Origin of the sequence: Micromonospora sp. WMMC273, assembly GCF_027460285.1 — a bacterium.
Lineage (GTDB): Bacteria > Actinomycetota > Actinomycetes > Mycobacteriales > Micromonosporaceae > Micromonospora > Micromonospora aurantiaca.
Genome location: NZ_JAPZBE010000001.1, coordinates 1,293,716 through 1,317,102, shown reverse-complemented (window position 1 = coordinate 1,317,102; position 23,387 = coordinate 1,293,716). Strand labels below are relative to the sequence as shown.

Annotated in this window: 23 protein-coding genes; 10 read left to right on the top strand and 13 right to left on the bottom strand. The window is 74.4% G+C overall.

All coding sequences use genetic code 11. The annotated features are described in order from the left end of the window. Positions 1-49: 49 nt before the first annotated feature. Genes O7611_RS06335 through O7611_RS06320 form a run of 4 tightly spaced genes read right to left on the bottom strand, consistent with a single transcriptional unit; the run spans position 50 to position 7,716 of the window. Positions 50-775 (bottom strand): ABC transporter ATP-binding protein, encoded by a 726-nt coding sequence (locus tag O7611_RS06335; RefSeq protein ID WP_194803280.1) that lies wholly within the window; start codon positions 773-775, stop codon positions 50-52. Beyond that, positions 775-1,809 (bottom strand): ABC transporter ATP-binding protein, encoded by a 1,035-nt coding sequence (locus tag O7611_RS06330; RefSeq protein WP_194803281.1) that lies wholly within the window; start codon positions 1,807-1,809, stop codon positions 775-777. The genes O7611_RS06335 and O7611_RS06330 overlap by 1 nt, the downstream gene beginning before the upstream one ends. A 1-nt stretch (position 1,810) precedes the next feature. Next, positions 1,811-4,534 carry an FtsX-like permease family protein gene (locus tag O7611_RS06325; protein ID WP_194803282.1) on the bottom strand — a complete coding sequence of 908 codons (2,724 nt, stop codon included), beginning with the start codon at positions 4,532-4,534 and terminating at the stop codon, positions 1,811-1,813. After that, positions 4,531-7,716: an FtsX-like permease family protein gene (locus O7611_RS06320; protein ID WP_269696374.1), complete on the bottom strand. Its 3,186-nt coding sequence runs from the start codon at positions 7,714-7,716 to the stop codon at positions 4,531-4,533. The genes O7611_RS06325 and O7611_RS06320 overlap by 4 nt, the downstream gene beginning before the upstream one ends. Before the next feature lie 202 nt (positions 7,717-7,918). Between O7611_RS06320 and O7611_RS06315 the strand changes: the two genes are divergently transcribed. Beyond that, positions 7,919-8,167, top strand: a complete 249-nt coding sequence (locus tag O7611_RS06315; RefSeq protein WP_194803284.1) for a hypothetical protein — start codon at positions 7,919-7,921, stop codon at positions 8,165-8,167. 427 nt (positions 8,168-8,594) lie between these two features. On the opposite strand, the gene O7611_RS06310 is transcribed toward O7611_RS06315, so the two are convergent. Both O7611_RS06310 and O7611_RS06305 read right to left on the bottom strand, forming a co-directional pair. Further along, positions 8,595-8,777 carry a DUF397 domain-containing protein gene (locus tag O7611_RS06310; RefSeq protein ID WP_194803286.1) on the bottom strand — a complete coding sequence of 61 codons (183 nt, stop codon included), beginning with the start codon at positions 8,775-8,777 and terminating at the stop codon, positions 8,595-8,597. Positions 8,778-8,781: 4 nt separating this feature from the next. Further along, on the bottom strand, positions 8,782-9,663 hold the full coding sequence (locus O7611_RS06305; protein WP_269696373.1) for a helix-turn-helix domain-containing protein: 882 nt from the start codon (positions 9,661-9,663) through the stop codon (positions 8,782-8,784). A gap of 452 nt (positions 9,664-10,115) precedes the next feature. Between O7611_RS06305 and O7611_RS06300 the strand changes: the two genes are divergently transcribed. Both O7611_RS06300 and O7611_RS06295 read left to right on the top strand, forming a co-directional pair. Then, positions 10,116-10,379: a DivIVA domain-containing protein gene (locus O7611_RS06300; protein ID WP_194803030.1), complete on the top strand. Its 264-nt coding sequence runs from the start codon at positions 10,116-10,118 to the stop codon at positions 10,377-10,379. Next, on the top strand, positions 10,376-10,618 hold the full coding sequence (locus tag O7611_RS06295) for a hypothetical protein (RefSeq protein ID WP_269696372.1): 243 nt from the start codon (positions 10,376-10,378) through the stop codon (positions 10,616-10,618). Before O7611_RS06300 ends, O7611_RS06295 begins: the two co-directional genes overlap by 4 nt. 21 nt (positions 10,619-10,639) lie before the next feature. On the opposite strand, the gene ligD is transcribed toward O7611_RS06295, so the two are convergent. Beyond that, positions 10,640-11,665 (bottom strand): non-homologous end-joining DNA ligase, encoded by a 1,026-nt coding sequence (ligD, locus tag O7611_RS06290; RefSeq protein ID WP_269696371.1) that lies wholly within the window; start codon positions 11,663-11,665, stop codon positions 10,640-10,642. Between the two features lie 47 nt (positions 11,666-11,712). On the opposite strand from ligD, the gene msrB reads away from it, so the two are divergent. Beyond that, positions 11,713-12,123: a peptide-methionine (R)-S-oxide reductase MsrB gene (msrB, locus tag O7611_RS06285; protein ID WP_013284828.1), complete on the top strand. Its 411-nt coding sequence runs from the start codon at positions 11,713-11,715 to the stop codon at positions 12,121-12,123. A gap of 8 nt (positions 12,124-12,131) precedes the next feature. Here the strand turns inward: msrB and O7611_RS06280 are convergent, their stop codons facing one another. Further along, positions 12,132-12,407 (bottom strand): isoamylase early set domain-containing protein, encoded by a 276-nt coding sequence (locus O7611_RS06280; RefSeq protein WP_269696370.1) that lies wholly within the window; start codon positions 12,405-12,407, stop codon positions 12,132-12,134. Positions 12,408-12,562: 155 nt separating this feature from the next. Between O7611_RS06280 and O7611_RS06275 the strand changes: the two genes are divergently transcribed. From O7611_RS06275 to O7611_RS06260, 4 genes are all read left to right on the top strand, one after another. After that, on the top strand, positions 12,563-12,823 hold the full coding sequence (locus O7611_RS06275) for a hypothetical protein (protein WP_030503017.1): 261 nt from the start codon (positions 12,563-12,565) through the stop codon (positions 12,821-12,823). A 54-nt stretch (positions 12,824-12,877) separates the two neighbouring features. Then, entirely contained in the window at positions 12,878-13,549 is a 672-nt protein-coding gene (locus tag O7611_RS06270; protein WP_269696369.1) for a hypothetical protein, read from the top strand. Between the two features lie 95 nt (positions 13,550-13,644). Then, on the top strand, positions 13,645-14,088 hold the full coding sequence (locus tag O7611_RS06265) for a GNAT family N-acetyltransferase (RefSeq protein ID WP_269696368.1): 444 nt from the start codon (positions 13,645-13,647) through the stop codon (positions 14,086-14,088). Between the two features lie 108 nt (positions 14,089-14,196). Continuing rightward, entirely contained in the window at positions 14,197-15,312 is a 1,116-nt protein-coding gene (locus O7611_RS06260; RefSeq protein WP_269696367.1) for a lytic polysaccharide monooxygenase, read from the top strand. A gap of 45 nt (positions 15,313-15,357) precedes the next feature. Here O7611_RS06260 and hemQ read toward each other — a convergent pair whose 3' ends face one another. The 3 genes from hemQ to hemE are packed head-to-tail and all read right to left on the bottom strand — an operon-like array spanning position 15,358 to position 18,575. After that, on the bottom strand, positions 15,358-16,059 hold the full coding sequence (hemQ, locus tag O7611_RS06255) for a hydrogen peroxide-dependent heme synthase (protein WP_120570998.1): 702 nt from the start codon (positions 16,057-16,059) through the stop codon (positions 15,358-15,360). Next, complete coding sequence (hemG, locus tag O7611_RS06250; protein WP_269696366.1) at positions 16,056-17,465, bottom strand: protoporphyrinogen oxidase; 1,410 nt, start codon at positions 17,463-17,465, stop codon at positions 16,056-16,058. Before hemG ends, hemQ begins: the two co-directional genes overlap by 4 nt. Before the next feature lie 9 nt (positions 17,466-17,474). After that, positions 17,475-18,575 (bottom strand): uroporphyrinogen decarboxylase, encoded by a 1,101-nt coding sequence (gene hemE, locus O7611_RS06245; RefSeq protein ID WP_194803022.1) that lies wholly within the window; start codon positions 18,573-18,575, stop codon positions 17,475-17,477. A gap of 128 nt (positions 18,576-18,703) precedes the next feature. Here hemE and O7611_RS06240 point away from each other — a divergent pair, with 128 nt between their 5' ends. Continuing rightward, positions 18,704-19,276: a DUF3000 domain-containing protein gene (locus O7611_RS06240; RefSeq protein ID WP_269696365.1), complete on the top strand. Its 573-nt coding sequence runs from the start codon at positions 18,704-18,706 to the stop codon at positions 19,274-19,276. 98 nt (positions 19,277-19,374) lie between these two features. Here the strand turns inward: O7611_RS06240 and O7611_RS06235 are convergent, their stop codons facing one another. Together O7611_RS06235 and O7611_RS06230 are read right to left on the bottom strand one after the other, a co-directional pair. Then, a complete protein-coding gene (locus O7611_RS06235; RefSeq protein ID WP_269696364.1) occupies positions 19,375-20,190 on the bottom strand; it encodes a hypothetical protein in 816 nt (271 codons plus the stop codon). A gap of 86 nt (positions 20,191-20,276) precedes the next feature. After that, positions 20,277-21,749, bottom strand: a complete 1,473-nt coding sequence (locus O7611_RS06230) for a S1C family serine protease (protein WP_269696363.1) — start codon at positions 21,747-21,749, stop codon at positions 20,277-20,279. 232 nt (positions 21,750-21,981) lie between these two features. On the opposite strand from O7611_RS06230, the gene O7611_RS06225 reads away from it, so the two are divergent. Next, positions 21,982-23,304, top strand: a complete 1,323-nt coding sequence (locus tag O7611_RS06225) for a ribonuclease D (protein WP_269696362.1) — start codon at positions 21,982-21,984, stop codon at positions 23,302-23,304. Positions 23,305-23,387: the final 83 nt, after the last annotated feature.

The window sequence follows — 23,387 nt, the reverse complement described above, 5'->3', positions numbered from 1 at the left end:
CAACCCGGCACCGGGCCGCCGCCCGAAGGCGCGCGGCCCGGCACCCGGATCAGTCCTCCGACATCAGCCGGCCGTCGCGCAGTGTGAGCGTACGGTCGGCCAGCTCGATCAGCGCCGGGTCGTGCGTGGCGACCAGTGCGGTCATGCCCCGGGCGTGCACCACAGCGCGCAGCAGGTCCATGATCGACCGCCCGGTCTCGGAGTCGAGCTGACCGGTCGGCTCGTCGGCGATCAGCAGGTCCGGCTCGTTCGCCAGCGCCCGGGCCACCGCCACCCGCTGCTGCTGGCCGCCGGACAGCTCGTACGGGCGCTGCGCCGCGTGCCCACCCAGCCCGACGAGTTCCAGCAGCACCGCCACCCGCTGCTCCCGCTCGGCCGCCGGCACCTTCGCCAGCCGCAGCGGCACCCCGACGTTCTCCGCCGCGGACAGGATCGGCACCAGGCCGAACGTCTGGAACACGAACCCGATGGTGCCCCGGCGCAGCGACAGCAGCTCCCGCTCACCCGCGGCGGTGACGTCGTGCCCGGCCACCCGGATCCGCCCGGCGTCCGGCCGGTCCAGGCCGCCGACCAGGTTCAGCAGCGTGGTCTTGCCGGCGCCGGAGCGGCCCCGGACGGCGACCAGCTCGCCGCGTCCGGCAGTGAACGAGACGTCCCGTACGGCGTGCACGGCGTGCTCCCCCTTGCCGAAGGTGCGGCTCACCCCCTCGACCCGGACCACGTCGTCGACGGCCGTCCCCGGCTCCGCCGGCAGCACCACTGTCTGGTCGGTCATCACTCACTCTCCTCGGCGTGCGTCCGGTCGCCGGGGCGCACCTCGACGTGGTCGGGTTCCAGGTTGAGCCGGACCCGGTCGCGCAGGGACAGCGCCTCCACGAACTGCGCCGGCAGTTGCATCCGGCCGGTGCGGTCGAGCACCGCGTACTCCTCGCTGACCATCTCGGTGCCGCCGTCGGCGGTCACGCGCGCGGTCCGGCGTACCTCGGAGGCGGTGCGGCCGTCGCGGATCGCGACGGTACGGCGGACCTGGCCGGCCACGGCGTGGTCGTGGGTGACCACCACGATGGTGACCCCCAGTTCGGCGTTGATGGTGCGCAGCGCGGCGAAGACCTCGGCGCCGGTGGCCTCGTCCAGCTCACCTGTCGGCTCGTCGGCGAAGAGGATCTCCGGGTCGTTGGCGACCGCCACGGCGACCGCGCAGCGCTGCTGCTCGCCGCCGCTCATCTGGCCCGGCCGGCGGTCCGCGCAGTAGCCGACGCCCACCATGTCCAGCAGCTCACGGGCCCGTTCCCGCCGGTTGCGTCCCCCGCCGGCCCGCCCGGCCAGCTTCATCGGCAGTTCCACGTTCTCCAGCGCGGTCAGATACGGCAGCAGGTTGCGGCCGGTCTGCTGCCAGATGAACCCGACCACGTCCCGCCGGTACGCGAGCCGCCGCTTGTTCGACAGCGACAGCAGGTCGTAGTCGGCGACCCGGGCGATGCCGGCGGTCGGGGTGTCCAGCCCGGACAGGATGTTCAGCAGCGTCGACTTGCCGGAGCCGGACGCGCCGACGATCGCGACCAGCTCACCCCGGTCGATGACCAGGTCGAGGCCCTGGAGCGCGACGACCTCGACGCCCTCGGTCTTGAAGATGCGCACCAGGCCGTCGCAGACGATGTGCCCGCGCAGCCGGTCGCGCCCACCGGCCCGTTCGGCGGCCCGCTGGGCGGCCCGCTGTTGCAGCGACGCCAGGTCCGGTACGGCAGACGACGGTTCGTCACGCGGCGTGAGACGCGCCGGGCCCGGGTGGCCGGAAGCGGTCGCGGTCATGTCAGCTCTCCTCTCCGAGCCGCAGCACCTCGCCGAGGCGCAACCGGCGGTTGTTCACGGCTTCCACGGTGATCGCGAAGCCGAGGGCCAGCATGGCCAGGACCGACACCCCGGCCACCAGGCCGGGTTCGAAACTCGGGCGCACCTCCACGCCCCCGGTGAAGGCGGGCAGGCCGAGCACCGGTGTGAGCAGCAGCGGCAGCAACGCGCCGACCACCGCCCCGGTGAGCACCGACACCAGCACCAGCGGCGTCAGCTCCACCATCAGCAGTCCGCGCCACTGCCGGCGGGACAGGCCCATCGTGCGCAGCCGGGACAGCACCTGCCCGCGCGAGCGGGCCCCGGCGAGCACCGCGAGCGCGAGCCCGAGCAGCCCCAGCGCGGCGCCGCCTCCGGCACCGAGCACGAAGCCGAACACCAGCAGGCCGTTCACGCCGGTGCCGCCCAGGTCGGCGCGGACGGCCGCCCGGGTCGTCACCTCCGGCGCGCGGGCCTTGTCCCCGGCGTCGACACCGCCGATGCGCAGGTAGCGCCGCTGCCCGTCCCGCGCCACCCGGTCCACCTCGGCCGCGTCCACGCCGGACCCGGCGAGCACGAAACCGGTGGGCGCGAGCTGGTGCGGCGCGTCGGCCGGCAACGCCGGCCACGGCAGCACCACGAACCGGCGTACGCCCTCGCCGACGAGCGCGAACCCGTCGACCGTGGCGGCGGTCCGCACCGGCAGCCGGTTGCCCTGCACGTCCAGCCAGGCGGGCCGCTCGCCCCGGGCGTCGGCGAGCCCGGCGTCGGCCAGTTCCTCGGCCACCGCCGGGGACACGAGCGCCGGCAGCGGCGTGCTCCCGTCGGCGCGGGCCCGCACCGGGTCGGGCACGTCCACCGGTACGCCGGCCTGCCGTGCCACGTCGGCGAACCGCTCCCCGTCCACGAGCACCACGCGCAGCTCGGTGATCGGGGCGGGGCGTCCGGCGCGGTCGGAGTACGGGCGTTCGGCCGGCACGGTGAGCAGCGGCGCGACGGCGCGTACCCCGGGCAGTCCGGCCAGCTTCTCCGCGGTGTCCGGCGTGAAGCGCTCCCCGCGTACCAGCAGGTCACCGGGCACGGCCTGGGCGGCGGCGGTGTCCCGGCCGGTCTCGATGCCGGTCGCCACCACGCCGCAGAACGCGGCGGTGGCGACGGCGAGCACCACCACGACCAGCGGCCCGGTGCTCGCGGCCCGGCCCGCGCGGGCGGTGCCGAGGAACGCGACGCTGCCGCGCGCCCGGGCGGCGACGCGGCTGACCAGCCGCAACGGCCAGGGGTACGCGCGCAGCGCCAGCAGCGCCGCCGCGATCGCCAGCAGCACCGGCACGGAGACCAGCAGCGGGTCCACCGAGCCGGCGGTGAGCCCGCGGCGGCGCAGCAGGAACGCGCCGAGCACGGCGAGCCCGAGCACCACCACCTCGACGGTGAGCCGGACGGCGGGCGACCGGCCGCCCAGGTCGGCGCGGCCACCGGCCCGGCGGCCGACGGCGAGCGCGGCGAGCGGCGGCAGCAGCGTGGCCAGGAGCCCGGCGAGCACCACCCAGCGCCACGACGCCCCGGTGCCGGGCAGCAGCCCGCCGAGCAGCCAGCCGACCCCGGCCGCGGCCGGCAGCACCAGCAGCGACTCGGCCAGGCCGCGGCGCAGCACCGCGCCGGTCGAACCGCCGCGGGCCCGGATCAGGTGGAACTCGGCGCGGCGGCGGCGCGCGGCCAGCCGGGCGGCCAGCAGCGTCAGCCCGGCCAGCGTGGCGAGCAGCCCGGCCGCGATGACGGCGAGCAGGGTACGCGCGGCGGCCAGCGAGTCGGCGAAGCGCCGCAGCGGGATGTCCACGCCCTGGCTGAGCGTCGCCACGGCGGGACGGGTGCGCTCCAGCCCGTCGACACCGGCGATGAGCGCGTCGAGGCGGCCCGGTTCGAGCCGGTCCGGGGCGATCCGGTACCGCCAGCCGAAGCTCACCGGCCAGCCGGTCGCGACGGCCTCGTCGACGCCACCGTCGGCGGTGTAGGCGACGCCCACGAACGGGTCGCCGTCGCCCTCGGGCGGGGTGAGCTTCAGCATCGACGGCAGCGTGTCCCAGACGCCGTCGGCCGGGTCGTTCGGCCGCCACACGCCGACCAGTGCGACAGGGAGGGACTTGAGCACGTTGTCGTCCTGGTCGAGGATCAGGAGCAGGAACCGGTCGCCGGTCTTCACGCCGAGCGTGCCGGCGATCGTCTCGGCGAGCGTCACCTCGACCGCGCCGGCCGGGGTGATCCCGCTTTCCGGCCACCGCCCGTCGACCAGGGTGGTGGCCTCCTTGATGCCGGTTCCGGCGCGCAGGTGCAGGTCGATGAGCCCTTTCTCGGGGGCCAGCGCCGGGCCGCGCAGCCGTCCGGGCACGGTCTGGGCGACGTACCAGCGCTGGCCGACGGTGTCCCGGACCACGCCGGGCATCGTGTTCTCGATCCGCGCCAGCTCGGCCGCGTGACCGGTCACGGCGGTCCTGGTCGTCGGCGGGAACGCGGTCGGCCCGGTGCTGTAGGTGAGATCCCGGCGGGCCACCGGCTGTCCGGCCACGTACTCGGTGAGCCCCTGCCCGGTCAGCCGGTCGGCGACCCGGGGCACGCCGGTGATCAGCAGGGCGGTCACCAGGGTCAGGACGGCGAGCAGCAGGAACTGCCCCCCGTATGCGCGGACCCGGCGCGCGGCACCAGGAAGGCTCATCGTTCTCCTCCGATCCGGAGCTGCGCGGCGGCGACCCGCTGGCGGATGCCGGTGGTGATGAGGGCGGCGAAGGCGAGCGCGGCGAGCAGCAGCCCGGCGGCCGTCGCCCCGATCGGCGCCCAGGGCACTGTGAAGGCCGCCTCGGGCACCGGCCGACCGGCGGCCGGGGTGAGGATCACCAGCGGCACCATGGTGGCCGCGACGAGGGCACCGACGAGCATGCCGACGCCGACGCCGATCGCGGCCAGGAACGTCTGTTCGGCGAGGTACGCGCGGGCCAGCAGCCGGGTGTTCGCGCCGAGCGTGTTGAACACCGCGAACTCGGTGAGCCGGCGGCGGGTGGTGGCCCAGACGTCGACCGCCAGGCCGACCAGGGCGAGCAGCACCGAGCCGAGCGCGGCGGCCAGCAGCCCGGTGCGGGCGCCCTGCCAGTACGGATCCTCGGCGGCCTCGGCGGCCACCGCCCGCCGGTCCAGCAGCACCGTGCCGCCGGTCGGGGCGAGCGCATCGGCGGCAGCGGTGTGCCCGACGGGCGTGGTGTCCAGCCACCACTCGGCCACCGGCCGGACGCCGCCGCTGCGTTCGAGGAGCTGCGTGGTGGCGGTCGGCAGGTCCACCAGTACCCCGTCGCCCCCGGTGCCGGGGATCGCGGCGACCTGGCCGACCACTGTGACCTCGAGCGTCACCTCGGCCACAGACAGCTTGACCGTGTCGCCGGTCTTGACGCTCATCGCGGCTGCGACGCCGGGGGTGACGAGCACCGGCACCGGACGGTCCGGCGCCTGCGGCACCAGCGCGAACCGGGACGAGGGGATCCGGGCGAACTGCAACAGCCCGGCGGGCACGTCGAAGCCCTGCGTACCGTCGATCCGGGCCGGGCTCGCCTTCGCGGTGTCGCGCGGCCCGGACCCCGGGTCGATCACCCGCCACGCCCCCTCCACCGGCACCGGCAGGGTTGCCCCGGCGGCGTCGGTGAGCCGCAGCTCGTCCAGGAGCAGCCGATAGGAACTGCCGGTGGCGTCGCCGCCGTCGGCCTCGACGCCGGCCAGGCGCAGCGGGACGCCGCCGCTGTCGGGCAGCGGCACCGAGAAGCGCACCGGCTTCCCGTCGCCGCCGGCCTCGGCCAGCCGGACCCGCCAGGTGGCCCCGGCGTCGGTGGTGAACAACGCGGTCACTGCCACCTGCGGCCGGTCGAACATGCTCTCGACCGGGGTGCGCACGGTGCCGGACAGCGTCTTCGCGCCCTCGGGCAGGACCCCGCCGGCCGGCGCGGTCCGGCCGTTCGCGAGCCGGTCCAGCAGGGCGCCGGTGGACGCGTCACCGCCGGCGTCGTCGAGCCGGATCATCCCCTTCGCGGCGGCGGCGTCCAGCGCCACCACAGTCGCCGGCCGGGCCTCACGGCCCACACGTACGTCGTCACGCCAGGCCGGCAGCACCCGGTCCACGCCCGGTACGGCGGCCAGCTGGGCGGCCCGATCCGCGGGGGCGGTGCCGTCCCGTTCGGTCAGCCGCAGGTCCGCGCCGACCGTGTGCTGCGCCTGGTCGCGCTGCGAGCGTTCCCACGAGGCGACCAGCGACCAGGCGAGCGTGCTGCCGCCGACGGCGAGCGCGAGCAGCAGCACCGGGCCGGCGTGCGGGCGGCGGCCCGCCTGCCACATGCCGAACATGGTGGCGTTCCACGTCCGCCGGTCGACGAAGCGTTCCGCGAGCCGGGTGGTCGGCGGCAGCAGCCGCAGCGCGATCACCGCGCCGGCCAGCACGCCGATGGTCGGCGCGGCGGCCAGCAGCGGGTCGATGCCGAGGCTGCCGTTCGCGCCGGCCAGCGGCGAGGAGTACTGCCGCAGCTGGGTCCAGGCGAGCACCGCGAGGGCCACCAGCGCGATGTCCACGCTCGCCCGCTGCACCGCCGCGCCCCGGGAGGGGCGGGACCGGGCGGCCATGTCTGCGACGTACGTGCCGGCCCGGCGCATCGCCGGTAGCACCATGGCGAGCAGGCAGCCGACCGCCGCGCCGACCGCCACCACCCACACCCGGGCCAGATCGCCGCCGGCCAGCCCCAGGTCCGCGCCCAGGTAGTGGATCGCCTGCCCGGTCAGCGCCGGGGCCAGCAGCAGCGCCGGCGCCACCACGAGCGTCGCCTCGCGTACGGCCAGCCCGGCGATCTGCCCCCGGGCGGCGCCCCGGGCCCGCAGCAACGCGGTCTGCGCCCGCCGGTCCTCGTTGAGCAGCGCGGCCACAAGCACCAGCGCGTACCCGCCGAGCACCACGATCAGCAGCAGCGGGGTGAGCAGCGCGGACCGGCCCACCAGGTCGGCCCGGCTGAGCCGGTCGACGAGCCGGTCCAGGTGGCTGACCTGCTGCGTCGAGGAGCCCAGGCCGGTGGCCTCGGGCAGCTTCCCGGTGATCTCGTCCAGCGCCGTGGTCACGGCGGGCAGCCGGGCCGGCTCGACCGCCACCAGGTCGGGGTCGACGACCCAGGCCGCCGAGGTGGAGCCCGGGAAGGTACGGGCGAAGTCGGCCGGGTCCAGCGCGAACGGCCCGTACGAGGTGATCTCCGCGTCGCCCTGGCTCTCCCCCACCCCCGGGGCGAGACGCCAGTACGCCTCGGCGGCGTCCCGGGGCCGCCACGTGCCCACGACCACCACGGTGCCGGCGCGCTCCGCGCCCCTGTCGTACAGCGGCACCCGCTCCCCGACCTCCAGGCTCAGTTGCGCGGCCACCTTCTCCGGCAACGTCACCTGCAACGGGTTGCTGCCGGGCACCGGCCACGCCCCGGCGGCCAGCTCGGCGTGCGCCGGCAGGTCGTCGAGCGTGGCCAGGTTGGCGAACATCGGGTCGTCGTCGATCCGAGCGGCGCCCACGTCACCGGTCAGCTCCCGCCCGGTCCCGGAGCGGGTCGCGGCCACGGTGACCGGAGCGCCACCGAGCCCGTTCGCGAACTGCTCCCGTACCGCCCGGTCCCGCTCGGCGAACGCGGCGGCGTCGGCACCGCCGGAGCCGCTGATCAGCAGGCTGCGCTCCTCGGCCGGGGCGGCGTCGAGCACCGCCCGCGCGCCCGCCTCGACCGCCCGGCGGTTGTAGTCGGAGAGCCCGGTGACAAGCGCGACCGCGACGAGTGCCGCGACAGCGGCGGCGAGCAGCAGCCCACGGGCCTCTATCGCCCGCCTCCACACCAGCTTCATCCGACGTCCTCTCCTGGCCCCGGCGGGCCGATGCCGAGAAAGAGCAGTGACGCCCGGCAAAAGGTTCGCGCCCGTTACATGATCGTTATCGGCCCCCCGGCATCCCCGGAACCGGGAGGCACCACGCCGTGACCGTTGGCTGCTCGGGAAACCCCCGCACGAAGCCGTACGCTGGGTCCGCTCGGCCCCCGGAAGGACCGCGATGTCTGATCTTGACCAGACCCCCGAGGATGCCGCCCGGGAGGCGGGACTCCGCGAGGTCTCCGAGGTGCTGCTCAACATCGAGCAGGCGATCAGGAGAACCCAACGGGCGCAGCGCACGGTGTCCATGACGGTCGGGTGCGACGATCTCGCCCGGATGCTGGACACCGCTGCACGCAACCTGGAAATCGCCCGCAAGGACCTGTTTCAGGGCGTCTACTTCTCAGCGGACTCGCCCAAACTTTTCTGACCAAACGCTGACGTGCGTGGAGAGGGGCCGGCGTTCGTCGGCGGTAGGAAGTCCTCCGGCGGAGCACCCCCACGTGCGTGGGGAGGACTGGCGGCGGTCTGGGATGCCGCCCTGGCCGAACGGAGCACCCCCACGTGCGTAAGGTCAAGATCCTTGTCCTCCCCCCGTACGTGGGGGTGCTCCGGTGCCCGCCGGGCAGCGGACGTCCGGGCTGGTGTCCTCCCTACGCGCGTGGGGGTGCTCCGTCAACGTGCTCCAGCCCCAGACCCCAGATCTCGTCCTCCCCACGCATGTGGAGGTACTCCGTGGCCATGCAGCCCCGCCCTGCCCAACGCTGCTTCGATCGCTTCGGCCGGGGCCGGGCCAACGGCATGGGCGGCGGGCCTGGTGCCGAGTTGGATGGCACCAGACCCGCCGCCCATCAAGTTCAGGCCCGGTCGTTCAAGCGGCCCGTGCGAATCGCGCCGACGAACCGGGTCCAGGCCGTCGAGTCGAAGCTCAGCGCCGGCCCCTGCCGATCCTTGGTGTCCCGCACTCCGACCGCATCGGCGAAACCAGCCACCTCGACGCAATCGCCTTCACCGCCGGATCGGGACGACTTGCGCCACACTCCATCACGTCCCATCGGTCATCTCCTCAGCTATCGTCATCATCAGCTTGCGGGACTCATCAGCATCGAGCGCCCGTTCACCGAGCGAGCGCCATCCGTCCTCGTAGGTCTGGATCTCGTGAGCCTTGTCAAGGTATGCCGCGCCGCATGGACCGTCCATGTAGATGGTGGTCGGCTCCGGTTCCCGCACGTCGGTCGGGAAGTCGAGCATCGTGAAAGTTCCGGCCGACGCCCAGCGGTAGAGACCAGCGCTGAGTGGGAGCACCCGGATACGGATGTTGTGCTGTTGGCTCGCCACCACCAGGGCATCGATTTGCCTACCCATCGCCGACAGATCGCGCAGCGGTCGACGTAGCACCGCCTCATTCAGGATCACGTCTAGGTAGGGAGCTCGCGGCACTGCACGGGCCAGCAGCCGTTGCCGCCGCAGCCGGACGTCCACCTTCGCTTGCCGCTCCGCGTCACTCAACTGCGGGTTGTCGGTAGCAATCACCTCGGTCATGTACTCGACGGTCTGCAGCAAGCCCGGTACCAAATTGGCCTCGTACTTGCGAATCTTCGTCGCGGCGGCTTCCAGGCCCACGTACAGCTTGAACCAGTCTTTGATTGCCTCCCCGTAGCTGTGCCACCAGCCGTGCGCCTTGGTTTCCCGGGCCAGAGCGCGCATGGTTTCGATGGTTTCTCGCGACGCGCCGTAAACGCGGCACATGGCCTCCACGTCGTTCGGGTGCATCGGCACCTGGCCCGTTTCGTAACGCCAGATCCGGGGCGCCGACCATTCCAGTTCCTTGGCCGCCGCGGTCACCGTGACGTGCGCGCCTTCGCGAAGTTCTCTCAGATATCTGCCGAGCTGCCTACGCGGGACGGTGCTTCCCGAGTCGTCCACGTCATCTCCTTTGGTGTTGTCGCGTAAGGCACCTCATCCCTTGGTCTGCATTCTGCCGCGAAAGATTGTCCCGGGCCAGAGGTGAATTGACCATTGTGGTGCCCGCCGGGGACGCGGCGGGTTCGCGGGGACGGATGCCTTTCCCCGAAACCTCATCCCGGCATCCGTCCCCGCACCTGGCGCCGATCTCCAAAGGAGAGTCATGGACTCGATCGATCGCATCCTGGGCGACATTCCGCTTCCGCCCTACGTCACCGCCGAGGATGTCACCTTCGCGGTCCGGGCGATCACCGTGCACGCCCCCGAGCAGTGGCCCGAGGGACCGCGCTGCCGCAACGACCGGGCGCCCCACCCGTGCCGGCTGCACCGCTGGGCCGGCGGGTGCTCGACCTGCGCGGGCTCACCGACCGGCAGATCCTCACGCTCGTCGCCGAGCAGACGGCACCCGTGCGGTGATCTACGTGACCGGGGAACGCCTGCTTCCGCACCACGTCCGCGCCGCCTTCTTCGACCGGCGCTGGCGGGGCCTCGACCCGGCCCAGGTACGCGACCACCTCGACCGTGTGGCCGACGAACTCGATCGGCTGAGCCGTGAGCTGGTCACCACGCGGACCGAGGCCGAACGCGTCCGCCAGGCGCTGCGGCAGTGGCAGTCCCAGCACCGCGCCTGTCGTCTCCGTGACCCGGACGCCCCGCCGGGCGGGTGGCCACGATGACCGCACAGCGCTGGATCATCCACCTGCCCACCACGCTGACCAGCGCCGACGAGGCAGCAGCCCTCGCGGTGACGCTGCGCGACTCGCTCGGCCACGTCACGGTTCTCGACTTCGGCGAGACCACGCTGAGCGAGGAGGACAGCCAGTTCGTGCGTACCCGGGTCTGGTGCGACGCCCGGCTCGACGGCGCCGGCCGGTGCGGCCACCGCAACGACCACGGCGGCCCTTGCAGCGCGTGACCCGGTGCCCGGCGCACGCCGTCAGGGGCGGGGGCGGTCGCGGTCCTTGGACGGCTGGACCCGCTTCGGCTCGCCGGGCATCTTCGGGTATTCCGGCGGGTAGGGCAGGTCGCCCAGCCCGTCGGTGGCGTCCCGCTCGGCCCACTCCAGCAGCGGTGTGATGTCCCACGGGGCGTCGTCGATGCCGGCGTGCGGGTCGCCGCGCTCGGCGAACCGGGCCGGCACCGTGCCCAGGTGGAAGTCGTCCGGGTCGACCTCGGGCAGCTCGTCCCAGTCGACGGGGGTGGAGACGGTGGCGCGGGCGTTGGCGCGCAGCGAGTACGCGCAGGCGATGGTGCGGTCCCGCGCCGTCTGGTTGAAGTCGACGAACACGCGCTCGCCGCGCTCCTCCTTCCACCAGGCGGTGGTGACCAGCTCGGGGCGGCGGCGTTCCAGTTCCCGGGCCAGCGCGATGGTGGCGCGGCGGACCTCCACGAACGTCCAGCGCGGCTGGATGCGCAGATAGACGTGCACGCCCCGGCCGCCGGAGGTCTTCGGCCAGCCGGGCACGCCCAGCTCGTCGAGCAGCCCGCGCAGCTCACCGGCGGCGGTCACCGCGTCGGCGAAGTCGGTCCCGGGCTGCGGGTCGAGGTCGACGCGCAGCTCGTCGGGGCGGTCGGTGTCGGCGGCGCGCACCGGCCACGGGTGGAACACCACGGTGCCCATCTGCGCCGCCCAGGCCACGTGGGCCAGGTCGGCAGGGCACAGCTCGTCGGCAGGGCGGCCGCTGGGGAAGGCGATCCGCGCGGTGCTGACCCACGCGGGCACGCCCCGCTGCGGCACCCGCTTCTGGAAGAACATCTCCCCCTCGATGCCGTCGGGGAAGCGCTGGAGCGTCGTCGGCCGGTCGCGCAGGGCGCGCATGATCCCGTCGCCGACTGCCAGGTAGTAGCGGAAGACATCGGCCTTGGTGAAGCCGCGCTGCGGGAAGATCACCCGATCGGGGCTGCTCAGCCGCACCGTGTGCCCGGCTACCTCGATCTCCTCGACCGCACTCCTGCCCGCCATCACGCGACCATATGCGATGCCACCGACACCCGACGTACCGTGGAACGGTGAGTCTTTCCGACAACGAACTGCCCCGTACCGAGGACGAATGGCGCGTCCGGCTGAGCCCCGAGGAGTTCCGGGTGCTCCGCGAGGCCGGCACCGAGGCGCCCTGGACCGGTGAGTACGTCGACACCAAAACCCCCGGGGTCTACCACTGCCGGGCCTGCGGGCTGGAACTGTTCCGCAGCCAGGACAAGTTCGACTCGCACTGCGGCTGGCCGAGTTTCGACGACGCCATCCCGGGCGCGGTCAAGGAGATCCCGGACAACACGCTCGGCATGCGGCGCGTGGAGATTCGCTGCGCGCGCTGCGACAGCCACCTCGGGCACGTCTTCGAGGGTGAGGGCTTCACCCCGAAGGACACCCGGCACTGCGTCAACTCGATCTCGGTGCGGCTGGAGCCCAGCGCCGGCTGACGGCGGCGTCACAGCCGCAGCAGGCCGCCGGCCTCGTCCACCTGGTCGGCGGCCTCGTCGTCCAGCCACACCCCACCGGTGGCGAGGTAGCGGAAGCGGTACTCCCCCGGCGCGAGCCGGACCGTCACGGTACGGGTGCCGTCGCGCCGCGGCACCAGTTCGTGCCGGCCGGGCTCCCAGCCGTTGAAGCAGCCGACCACGCTCACAGTGCCGGCCGGGGCGTCCCGGGGCAGCGAGAACGTCACCCGGGTCTGGTTGCCGAAGAGCTTGTTGCGCTTGATCACGAATCCTCCGGGGATTTTCGGCGGTCACCGGGGTCAACGCTCGACACGCCGGGAGCGACTCGCCGTGGGGCCGGATCAGGTTCGCCGGTTCCGGTTGCTCGATGGTGTCGTCTGCGCGACTCTCGGATGACAGGTCCGTTTTCGGGGGGTTTCGCATGGCAACCTGCGAGGTTTGCGGTAACGACTACTGGATGGCGTTCGAGGTGCGCACAGTCGACGGGTCGCGGCACACGTTCGACTGCTTCGAGTGCGCGGTGCACAAGATGGCGCCGATCTGCGAGCACTGCCAGATCAAGATCGTCGGGCACGGCGTCGAGGTCTCCGGCCGCTTCTTCTGCTGCGCCCACTGCGCCCGCGCCGTCGAGGGCGAGCAGGGCGCCGAGGTACGCGACGCGGTCGGCGCCCGCCCCGCCTGACGCGGGCGCTCCCGGGGCGCCCACCGGCGTCGATCTCCGTCTAGCATCCCTCCGGTGTCCCGACGGATGATCATCGCGGCGGCTCTGACCGCCGCCCTCGCCGGCTGCTCTCCCGCCACCGAGCCCGCCCCCGCCCCCGATCCGGCGCTCGTCGCGCCCTCGCCCACCGACGGCGGCGCCGCCGCGGCGCTGCGCGACCGGTACGCCGCGACCGGCAGCCTGGCCGGCCTCGCCGAGAAGCCCGAGCACGCCAGCGAGCGGCTCGACTCCGACGGTGTCGCCTGCGGTCGCCCCCTGCCCCTGCTCGACCGGCGGCTCGTCGCGTCCACCCGGGTCTTCGTCACGCCGGAGGGAACCCCGGCCGGCGAGTTCGTCGAGATCGCCCAGGAGACGGTGGTCTACCCGGACGAGCAGACGGCGGCGGACGCGGTACGGCAGGTCTTCGGCGTGCTGGAGGCGTGCGAGCGCGACGAGGAGGGCGGCCAGGTGACCGCCGGACACACCGCAGCGGACCTGCCCGCCGGGCTGGGCGTGCCGGGCCGGGTGGTGTCGGCGACCATGACCGTGTCCGACGGCACGCGCTTCCCGCACCGCTACGGCTGCCTGCACCACGGCCGGGTGACCCAGTGCGTCGCGGTCTGGACCCGCTCGGCGGCCGACACCGGCACCTGGTTCGAGCGCGCCGTCACCGCCACCGCCACCGGGCTGCGCACGTCGAAGGGCTGAACGCGCCGGGCCGCGCCGGCCTGACGCGCGCCGAGCCGACGTGTCGCGCCGGGGGGAGCACGAGCGGCCGGAGACGCGCCGCCTACCCTGGGCCGATGCCCGTCGAGTCCCACCTGGCCGGCTTCGCCGACCTGGACGCCCGCACCTTCCACGACCTGCTCCGGCTGCGCATCGACGTGTTCGTGGTCGAGCAGTCCTGCCCGTACCCGGAACTGGACGGCCGGGACGTCGAGCCCGGCACCCGCCACCTGTGGCTGAGCAGCGACGGCGCCGTGGTCGCGTACCTGCGGATCCTGGCCGACCCCGGCGGCGTCGCACGGATCGGACGGGTCGTGGTGGCGCCGGCGGCGCGCGGCGCGGGCCTGGCCGGTGCGCTGATGACCGAGGCCCTGGCCGTGGTGGGCGACGGGCCGTGCGTGCTCGACGCGCAGACGCACCTGGTCGGCTTCTACGCCGGGTTCGGCTTCGCCGTCGACGGCCCCGGTTACGTCGAGGACGGCATCCCGCACACCCCGATGCGCCGCGACCCGACTCATTGACGTTTGTCGCTTTTTGTGGCAGCGTGCGGGCGGAGCCGCCACGCGGGAGAGGGCAACTCCCGACAGTCCGGGCGTCGTGCACCGACACCCCATCCCGGAGGCTTTCCCATGTCCACTCCGTACCGCCGCCCCTTACCGCTCGCGGCGGCGATCCTCGCCGTCTGCGCGGTGGTGGCGGCGCTGCTCACCACCGCGTTCTCCGGCCCGGCCTCGGCGCACGGGTCGGTCGTCGACCCGGCCTCGCGCGCCTACAGCTGCTGGCAGCGCTGGGGCGGTGACTTCCAGAACCCGGCCATGGCCACCCAGGACCCGATGTGCTGGCAGGCGTGGCAGGCCGACCCGAACGCCATGTGGAACTGGAACGGCCTGTTCCGCGAGGGCGTGGCCGGCAACCACCAGGGCGCCATCCCGGACGGGCAGCTGTGCAGCGGCGGTCGCACCCAGAGCGGCCGGTACAACGCGCTCGACACGGTCGGCGCCTGGAAGACCGTGCCGGTCACCAACAGCTTCCGGGTCAAGTTCTTCGACCAGGCCAGCCACGGCGCCAACTACATCCGGGTGTACGTGACCAAGCAGGGTTTCAACGCGCTCACCTCGCCGTTGCGCTGGAGCGACCTGGAACTGGTCGGCCAGATCGGCAACACCCCGGCCAGCCAGTGGACGCGTGAGGTGGACGGCGTGTCCATCCAGATCCCGGCGAACGCGCCGGGCCGCACCGGCCGGCACATCGTCTACACCATCTGGCAGGCCAGCCACCTGGACCAGTCCTACTACCTGTGCAGTGACGTGGACTTCGGCGGCTCCGGCCCGACCACTCCGCCGACGAGTACGCCGCCCACCAGCACCCCGCCGACGAGCACCCCGCCCACCAGCACGCCGCCGACCAGCCCGCCCCCGACCACGCCGAACCCGGCCGGTGGCTGCACCGCGACGTACGCGATCACCGGTTCGTGGGGCGGCGGCTTCCAGGCCGAGGTGAAGGTGACAAACGGCAGCGGTTCACCGATCCGCGGCTGGTCGGTGAGCTGGAACTACCAGAACGGCCAGCAGGTCAACTCGGCGTGGAACGCCACAGTCACCACCAGCGGAACGCTGGTGACGGCACGCAACGTGGCCTACAACGGCTCACTCGCACCGGGTGCCAGCACCTCGTTCGGCTTCACCGGCTCGGCCGGTGCGACGAACCCGGTGCCCGGCATCCTGTCCTGCACGACGACCGCCTGACCGGGATCCGGCCGGGACCGCGCTCGCGGTCCCGGCCGGGCACGCTCAGACCAGGCAGTTGACGATGTCGGCGACCGGGCGGCGGCGGCCGGTGTAGAACGGGATCTCCTCCCGCACGTGCCGGCGGGCGCCGGAGGCCCGCAGGTCGCGCATGAGGTCGACGATCCGGTGCAGCTCGTCGGCCTCGAACGCCAGCATCCACTCGTAGTCGCCGAGCGCGAACGAGGCGACCGTGTTGGCCCGCACGTCCGGGTAGCCCCGGGCCATCTTGCCGTGCTCGGACAGCAGCTCACGCCGCTCGGCGTCGGGCAGCAGGTACCACTCGTACGAGCGCACGAACGGGTAGACGCACAGGTAGGCGCGCGGCTGCTCGTCGGCCAGGAACGCCGGAATGTGGCTCTTGTTGAACTCGGCCGGGCGGTGCAGCGCCATCTGCGACCAGACCGGGGTGAGCGCCCGGCCCAGCGTGGTGCGGCGGAACCGCAGGTACGCGTCCTGGAGCGCGTCGCTGGACGACGAGTGCCACCAGATCATCAGGTCGGCGTCCGCGCGCAGCCCGGCCACGTCGTACGTGCCCCGGATCGTGACGTCCTTGCCGGCCAGCTCGGTGAAGAGCGACTCGACCTCGTCGACGACGTTCTCCCGCAGCGACGGCAGCGGGCTGGTGGCCCGGTACACCGACCACATGGTGTAGCGGATGGTCTCGTTGAGCTCCCGCAGCCGCGCCGCGTTGGTCTGCTCGGTCATGCTGCCGATCCTCCCAGTGCCGTGATGATCTCTTCGGCCGCCGTCTCGCCGGAGCGGACGCAGACCGGAATGCCGACGCCGTCGTAGCCGGCCCCGGCCACCGCAAGCGTCGGATGGGCGGCGCGCAACGCCGTCCGGACCGCCGCCACCCGGGCGGTGTGCCCGGGCGTGTACTGCGGCAACGCGCCACCCCACCGCTGCACGTGCCGGGCCACCGGGACCGGCAGCGGCGCGCCGAGCACCGCCGACAGCTCCCGGTGCACCACGTCGGCCAGGTCGTCGTCGGTGAGCTGGAGCGACGTCTCGTCGCCGTACCGGCCGACCGAGGCGCGCACCAGCGCCAGCCCGTCCGGCCGCCGCAGGTGCCCCCACTTGGTGGTGAAGAACGTGGACGCCTTGATCGTCAGCCCTTCGACGGCGGGCACCAGGAAGCCGGACAGCTCCGGCAGGGCCGGGCCGGGCAGGGCGAGCGTGATCAGGGCGACGCTGGCGTAGTCGAGCGCGCCGACCGTGTCGGCCGCCTCGGGCGCGGCGGCGGCGAGCAGCCGGGCGGCCGGGCGGGCCGGCACCGCGAGCAGCACCGCGTCGGCCTCGACGTGCTCGGCGTCGCGGGTCGGCCCGACGGTGAGCCGCCAGCCGTCCGGGGTGCGCCGCAGCTCGCGTACCGCGGCGCCCCGGCGGATCGTCGCACCGCTCGCCGTCGCCGCCGCCTCGACCAGCGTGCTCAGCCCGCCGGCGAGGGTGCCGAAGACCGGGGCGCCCGGCGCGCGCGGCGCGGCGGCCTGGGCGGCGCGTACCGCACCGACGAGCGTGTGCTCGGCGCGAGCCGCGCGGGCCAGCGCCGGCATCGTGGTGACCAGCGACAGGTCGTCGGCCCGCCCGGCGTACACGCCGCCGAGCATCGGGTCGACCAGCCGGTCCACCACCGCGTCACCGAGACGCTTGCGGACCAGCTCACCGACCGAGGTGTCCTCGCCGTCGGCCAGCAGCGGCCGGCCCCCGTCGCGGTCGGCGTCCGCGGCCGGCGGCGCGACCGCCGCCACCTTGTCCAGATCCCCGGGTACGCCGACGAGCGTGCCGCCCGGCACCTGGTGCAACGTGCCGTCGACGAGCAGGGCGGCCTGCCCGACCGTGGGGTGCACGATCGATGCGTCCAGGCCGAGGCGCCGGGCCAGCGTCACCGCCGCCGACTCGCCACCGGCCGGGTCGCGCATCAGGAACGACTCGGCGCCGAACTCGACCGGCCCGCCGGCCAGCTCACCGGTGAACAGCTTGCCGCCGAGGCGGCCCGACTGCTCGTACACGGTGACCTCGGTGCTCTCGGGGGCCCGGTCGCGCAACCGGACGGCGGCGGCCAGCCCGGTGATCCCGCCACCGACGATCGCCACCCGCCACGGTCGCACCACTGTCTCCTCCTAGCGCTCCGGTCGCGCGGTCAGCTCGTGCACCAGCGCGACCACCCGGGTCAGCACCTCGGGGTCGGTCTCCGGCAGGACGCCGTGACCGAGGTTGAACACGTGGCCGGGAGCGGCCCGGCCCTGCTCGACGATGCGCCGCACCTCGGTCTCCACCGCCGGCCAGGGGGCGAGCAGCACCGTCGGGTCGAGGTTGCCCTGCACCGCCTTGTCCGGCCCGATCCGGCCGGTGGCGACGTCCAGCGGCGTACGCCAGTCCACGCCCACCACGTCGGCCCCGGCCTCGCCCATCGCGCCGAGCAGCTCGCCGGTGCCCACCCCGAAGTGGATCCGCGGCACGCCGGAGTCGGCGAGCCCGCCCAGCACGTACGTCGAGTGCGGCAGCACGAAACGGCGGTAGTCGGCCTCGGAGAGCGCGCCGGCCCACGAGTCGAACAGCTGCACCGCGGAGACCCCGGCGTCGACCTGCACCTGGAGGAACGCCAGCGTCACCTCGGCCAGCCGCGCGCACAGCGCGTGCCACAGGTCCGGGTCGCCGTACATCAGCGCCTTGGTCTTGGCGTGGGTCCGCGACGGCCCGCCCTCGACCAGGTAGCTGGCGAGCGTGAACGGGGCGCCGGCGAAGCCGATCAGCGGGGTGTCGCCCAGCTCGACGACGAGCCGGCGGACCGCCTCGTCCACGTACGACACGTCGTCGCGGCCGATCGGGCTGATCCGCTCCACGTCGGCGGCGGTCCGGACCGGCTCGGCCACCACCGGGCCGGTGCCGGGCACGATGTCCAGGTCGACGCCGGCCGCGGCGACCGGCACCACGATGTCGCTGAACAGGATCGCCGCGTCCACGCCGTGCCGGCGCACCGGCTGCAGCGTGATCTCGGTGACCAGCTCGGGCCGGCGGCAGGACTCCAGCATCGGCACGTTGGCCCGGATCTCCCGGTACTCCGGCAGCGACCGGCCGGCCTGGCGCATGAACCAGACCGGGGTGTGCGGGCCCGGCTCGCGCCGGCAGGCGCGGACGAAGGGCGAGTCGGCCGGCCCGCCGCGGCGGGGTTCTCCGTCTCGGGCGGCAGTGCCCGTGGTGTCGGTGGTCATCGCGGCCATCGTGCCACGCCCCCGGCGCGCGCCCGCGCTCACCGTCCGCATTTGTGACGTAGAAGGAAGGCCCTCAACCGTCGATCACCCGGCGTGCCGTCGCGCGCCGTGCGGTGAGCGCGGCATAGGCTGCCCGCATGGCCCCCCCGATCGCGCTCCCGGAAACGTTCGCTCGCGCGGTCGCGGGGCTGCGATCGGTGACACCCCGCCCGGAGATCGTCCTGGAGGAGGTCGGCGCGCCGCAGCGGCTGGCCCCGTACGCGTTCGCGCTCTCCGCCGCCGTGATGCGCGACGACGACGAGGTGGCCACCGGCCGGCTGATCCTGCTGCACGACCCGGCCGGGCACGAGGCGTGGCAGGGCACGCTGCGCCTGGTCACGTACGTCACCGCCGAACTGGAGGTCGACCTGGCCAGCGACCCGCTGCTGCCGGGCGTCGGCTGGACCTGGCTGACCGACGCGCTCGACGCGCAGGGCGCCGGGCACCGGGCGATCGGCGGCACCGTCACCCAGACGCTCTCCACCCGGTTCGGTGAGCTGGCCGGGCCGCCCGCCGCCGGGGACATCGAGATCCGCGCCTCGTGGACGCCGCTGCGCGCCGACCTCGGTCCGCACCTGCTCGGCTGGTGCACGCTGCTGGCCTCCACGGCCGGCCTGCCGCCGCCCGGTGTCACCGCGCTGCCCACCCGCCGCTCGGCGGGCGCCGCCTGACCGTCGTACCCTCTACGCCGCCCGGCCGGCTCCGCCGCTGACGCCCGATGCGCGAAGGCCGCCCCGGGCGAGCCGGGGCGGCCTTCGGACGGACGCGGTCAGAGGTAGTTCTCGGCCTCGTCGCAGACCTTGTCCAGGCCCTTGTTGGCCGCCTCGAAGCCGGCCCGGTCGCCGCGCGACGCCGCCGCGATGGCGGTGGTCAGCTTGTCCAGGCAGCTCGCGATGACCTTCTTCTGCCGGGCCTGCTCGTCCCTGTCGTTCTTGGTGCCGGTCAGGTCCTGCTGGGTGTCCGACAGCCGCTCCTGGACCGTCTTCAGCTCACCCTTGAGCTTCTCGATCTCCTGCTGGTTCGCCGAGATCGTGCCGTCACGCTGGCTGACCGTCTGCCGGGACTTGTCCAGCTCGCCGTTCGTGGAGACGTACAGGAACGTCATCACGCCGCCGAAGACGAACAGCAACGCGGCCACGAGGCCGAGCACCAGCGCGGCCCACTTCCGGCCGCCGCCGGTCGCCGGCGCGGCGGCCGGCGGGCCGTACGGGCCGGGCGGCCCGGACATCGGCGGCGGCGCGAAGCCGGGGCCGGACACCGGCGGAGCGGACGCCGGCGGGACCGACATCGGCTGCGCGTAACCGGGGGCGGAGACCGGCGGGACGGACACCGGCGGCGCCGACATCGGCTGCGCCGGCGGGGGCACCGGGGCGGCGCCGGGCGAGTAGCCCGGCTGTCCCGGCGCGGTGGGCTGGTATCCGCCGTACCCGGGGGCGCCGTCGGGCGCGGCGGGCTGGTGCAGGGTCGGCGCGGGCTGGTTCGGGTCGTACTGCTGGGGCGCGGGCCGGCTGCCGTACGGGTTGCCGTAGACCGTGCCCCCCGGCGCCGGGGGCGGGTTGTCGCCCCCGGCCGGTGGGTAGGACATGTCGTTCCTCCAGATGTGCTGGTCCCCCGCGGGGTGGCCCGACGGGCCGGGGTCGATGCGGTGCGGCGGGGCCGGTGTGGCCGCCGTCAGCAGAGCCGGAACCGGTCGCAGGCGGTCTTGATCGGCACCGCCAGCCCGATGCCCTCGGCGTTGCGGGCCTTGGCCGTGGCGATGCCGACGACCTCCTTCGAGCCGTTGATCACCGGGCCGCCGGAGTTGCCCGGGTTGATCGGCGCGTCGAACTGGATCACCGGACCTCCGCCGCGCTCGTCCTCGCGGAACGCGCTGACCACGCCCGTGGTGACGCTGTCCTGCAATCCGAGCGGCGCGCCGACCACGATGATCTGCTGGCCGGACCGCACCGGGGCGCGGGCCGCGACCAGTCCGGTGAACTTGGCGCTGGTCTGCAGCTGCGCCAGGTCCTTGTCCTTGTCGGTGGCGATGATCGTCGCCTCGAACCGCTGGTCCTTGCGCTCCAGGAACACCTTGCGCTCACCGGCGGTGAAGACCGACTCGACCACGTGGAAGTTCGTCAGCAGAGTGGTGCCGCCGCCCGACGGGGGCTTGCCGACGGCGAACGCGGTACCGGTGAACTGCCCGGCCCGCACCCGGAACACGCTCGGCAGGACCGCGCTGGCCACCGCCTCCGGGTTGAAGGCCGCGTCGGCCTGCTTCTCCAGGCTGCCGGCGCGCTGCTCCAGGCCCTCGAGCCGGTCGGCGTCCGCGCCCTGCCCCTCGGCCATCCGCTTGTCGGCGGCGGCGAGCCGGTCGTCGAGCCGGTAGATCTGGTACGCCTGCACGCCGGTGACCACCGCCAGCACCGCGGCCAGGGCCAGCGCCACCACGGCCACCCGGCTGCGCCGCGCCGGCTGAGCGCCGAAGCCGGCCGGGCCGCTGACAGGGGCCGGCTGACCGGGGTACGCGGAGCCGGGCTGGGACGGCGCCGACACCGGCTGCCCCGGGTAGGCGGGCGCGGACACGGGCTGGCCGGGATACGACGGGCCGCTGCCGGACGGGCCCGGGTACGGCGGTGCGGCGGGCGTCCGGTCCGGGTACGACGACGAGCCCGGCCCGCCCGGATAGGACGGTGACGCGGAGACCGGCCGGCCCGGATACGACGGCGAGGCGGCCGGCTGTCCCGGGTACGCCGGGGCGGCGGGCCGGGAGGTCTGCGCCGGTACGGAGCCGAAGGACGACGGCTGGGCCGGCGCGGAGCCGTAGGACGGCTGGGTCGTGGCGGGCGGGGTCGTGGCGGGCGGGGTCGCGACGCCGGACGAGGCCGCGTAGGGCGTCGCCTGCGGCGTCCCGGCCTGGTCCGGGCGGTTCGGGTAGCCGGCGGGCGGCTGGACGGCGGGCGGCTGGACGGCGGGCGGCTGGACGGCGGCCCGCGCCGGGTAGCCGGGGCTGCCGGACCACTCGGATCCACCGGGGAACGACCCCGGCACCGCTGCCGAACCGGCGGGCGGGGCGAAACGCGGCGGCAGCGGTCCCGGCCGGTCGGCTGCCGGTTCGCCGCCCTGCCCCGGCACGTCGTCGCCGGTTCCGTACCCGCCTGTCATGCTCGCCCGTCCTCCCCGTCGGCCTCGCCGACGCCCCCCGACCCGCTGCGGCACCCGTACGCCGTTCGCGGCTCGATGGACCGTACCGGCGGGAACGGGCTTTGTCTTCCCCCTTGTCCGACCCTCTCACGGCCCCGCAACCCGCACCTTTCCGGTCACCCGACGGCCATCGCGCCGACACGCGCCGGACCGGCTGCGCACACCGGATCGTCCGGCCTACTAGGGTTGTCAGGTGACCGACGAACCACCCCTGCGCCGTCGGGCCGCCGAAAGCCGTACCGGAGAGGCGTCCGCCCCTCCGACGTCGGCCCTGCCGGAGCCGGCGGACGCGGGGACCGAGACCGACACGGGCGCGGCCGTCCCCCTCACCGCGCCGCGCGACGGCACGCCCGCCCCGGTGGCCACACCCGCCGAGTTGGACGAGGTGGTGGCCCGCTTCGCGTCCGGCACCGGCCCGGTGGCCCTCGATGCCGAACGTGCCTCCGGCTACCGCTACAGCCAGCGCGCCTACCTGGTGCAGCTGCGCCGCGGCGGCGCCGGCACCGCGCTCATCGACCCGCTGCCGCTGCCCGACCTGTCCGCCCTGGACGCGGCGATCGCCGAGACCGAGTGGGTGCTGCACGCGGCCAGCCAGGATCTCGCCTGCCTGGCCGAGGTGGGGCTGCGCCCGCGCCGGTTGTTCGACACCGAACTGGCCGCCCGGCTGGCCGGATTCGAGCGGGTCGGCCTGGCCGCGCTGACCGAACAGCTGCTCGGGTTCAGCCTGGAGAAGCACCACTCCGCCGCCGACTGGTCCAGCCGGCCGCTGCCGGAGTCCTGGCTGACGTACGCGGCGCTGGACGTGGAACTGCTGGTGGACCTGCGCGACGCGCTGGACGAGGAGTTGCAGCGGCAGGGCAAGTCCGGCTGGGCGGCGGAGGAGTTCGACGCGCTGGTGCGCAACGGCGCCCGTCCGCCGCGCGTGCGCGCCGAGCCGTGGCGACGCACGTCCGGCATCCACCGGGTACGCGGCGCGCGCGCCCAGGCCCGGGTGCGTTCCCTCTGGTACGCGCGGGACCAGATCGCCTCCCGCCGGGACGCCGCGCCGGGCCGGGTGCTGCCCGACTCGGCCATCGTGGCCGCCGCCGAACTGGACCCGAAGGACGAGAAGACGCTGCTGACGCTCCCCGGGTTCGGTGGGCGGTCGGTGCGCCGGCTGGCGCGTACCTGGCTGGCGGCGCTGGACGACGCGCGCCAGCTGCCGGACGACGCGCTGCCGGTGAGCCCGGCGGTGGAGGGGCCGCCTCCGCCGCACCGGTGGGCCGAACGCGACCCGGTGGCGGCCGGGCGGCTGGCCCGCGCCCGGGAGGTGGTGGTCGGCACCGCCGGGGCGCACCGCCTGCCGGCGGAGAACCTGATCGCGCCGGACTCGATCCGCCGGCTCGCGTGGCAGCCGCCCGCGGAGATCACCGACGACACGGTCGCGGAGACGCTGCGCGGGTTCGGCGCCCGCGAGTGGCAGATCGGTCTGCTGCTGCCCGCTCTTACCGAGGCGCTGCGCACCCCCCAGCAGTAACGTCGGTGGCAGGTGTGAGGTGGGCCACGCGGGGGGTGGTGCCACGTTTGGTTACTGGCGAGTAGCATCCGGGGAAATGCCCG

Bases quoted from the DNA above. Each gene is read 5' to 3' on its own strand.
- O7611_RS06275 (WP_030503017.1), top strand. From the start codon at position 12,563: ATGGCAACCTGCGAGGTTTGCGGTAACGACTACTGGATGGCGTTCGAG.
- O7611_RS06260 (WP_269696367.1), top strand. From the start codon at position 14,197: ATGTCCACTCCGTACCGCCGCCCCTTACCGCTCGCGGCGGCGATCCTC.
- O7611_RS06265 (WP_269696368.1), top strand. From the start codon at position 13,645: ATGCCCGTCGAGTCCCACCTGGCCGGCTTCGCCGACCTGGACGCCCGC.
- O7611_RS06315 (WP_194803284.1), top strand. From the start codon at position 7,919: ATGTCTGATCTTGACCAGACCCCCGAGGATGCCGCCCGGGAGGCGGGA.
- O7611_RS06335 (WP_194803280.1), bottom strand. From the start codon at position 775: ATGACCGACCAGACAGTGGTGCTGCCGGCGGAGCCGGGGACGGCCGTC.
- ligD (WP_269696371.1), bottom strand. From the start codon at position 11,665: ATGGCGGGCAGGAGTGCGGTCGAGGAGATCGAGGTAGCCGGGCACACG.
- O7611_RS06235 (WP_269696364.1), bottom strand. From the start codon at position 20,190: ATGTCCTACCCACCGGCCGGGGGCGACAACCCGCCCCCGGCGCCGGGG.
- O7611_RS06230 (WP_269696363.1), bottom strand. From the start codon at position 21,749: ATGACAGGCGGGTACGGAACCGGCGACGACGTGCCGGGGCAGGGCGGC.
- hemQ (WP_120570998.1), bottom strand. From the start codon at position 16,059: ATGACCGAGCAGACCAACGCGGCGCGGCTGCGGGAGCTCAACGAGACC.
- O7611_RS06295 (WP_269696372.1), top strand. From the start codon at position 10,376: ATGACCGCACAGCGCTGGATCATCCACCTGCCCACCACGCTGACCAGC.
- O7611_RS06240 (WP_269696365.1), top strand. From the start codon at position 18,704: ATGGCCCCCCCGATCGCGCTCCCGGAAACGTTCGCTCGCGCGGTCGCG.
- hemE (WP_194803022.1), bottom strand. From the start codon at position 18,575: ATGGCCGCGATGACCACCGACACCACGGGCACTGCCGCCCGAGACGGA.
- O7611_RS06330 (WP_194803281.1), bottom strand. From the start codon at position 1,809: ATGACCGCGACCGCTTCCGGCCACCCGGGCCCGGCGCGTCTCACGCCG.
- O7611_RS06325 (WP_194803282.1), bottom strand. From the start codon at position 4,534: ATGAGCCTTCCTGGTGCCGCGCGCCGGGTCCGCGCATACGGGGGGCAG.
- O7611_RS06320 (WP_269696374.1), bottom strand. From the start codon at position 7,716: ATGAAGCTGGTGTGGAGGCGGGCGATAGAGGCCCGTGGGCTGCTGCTC.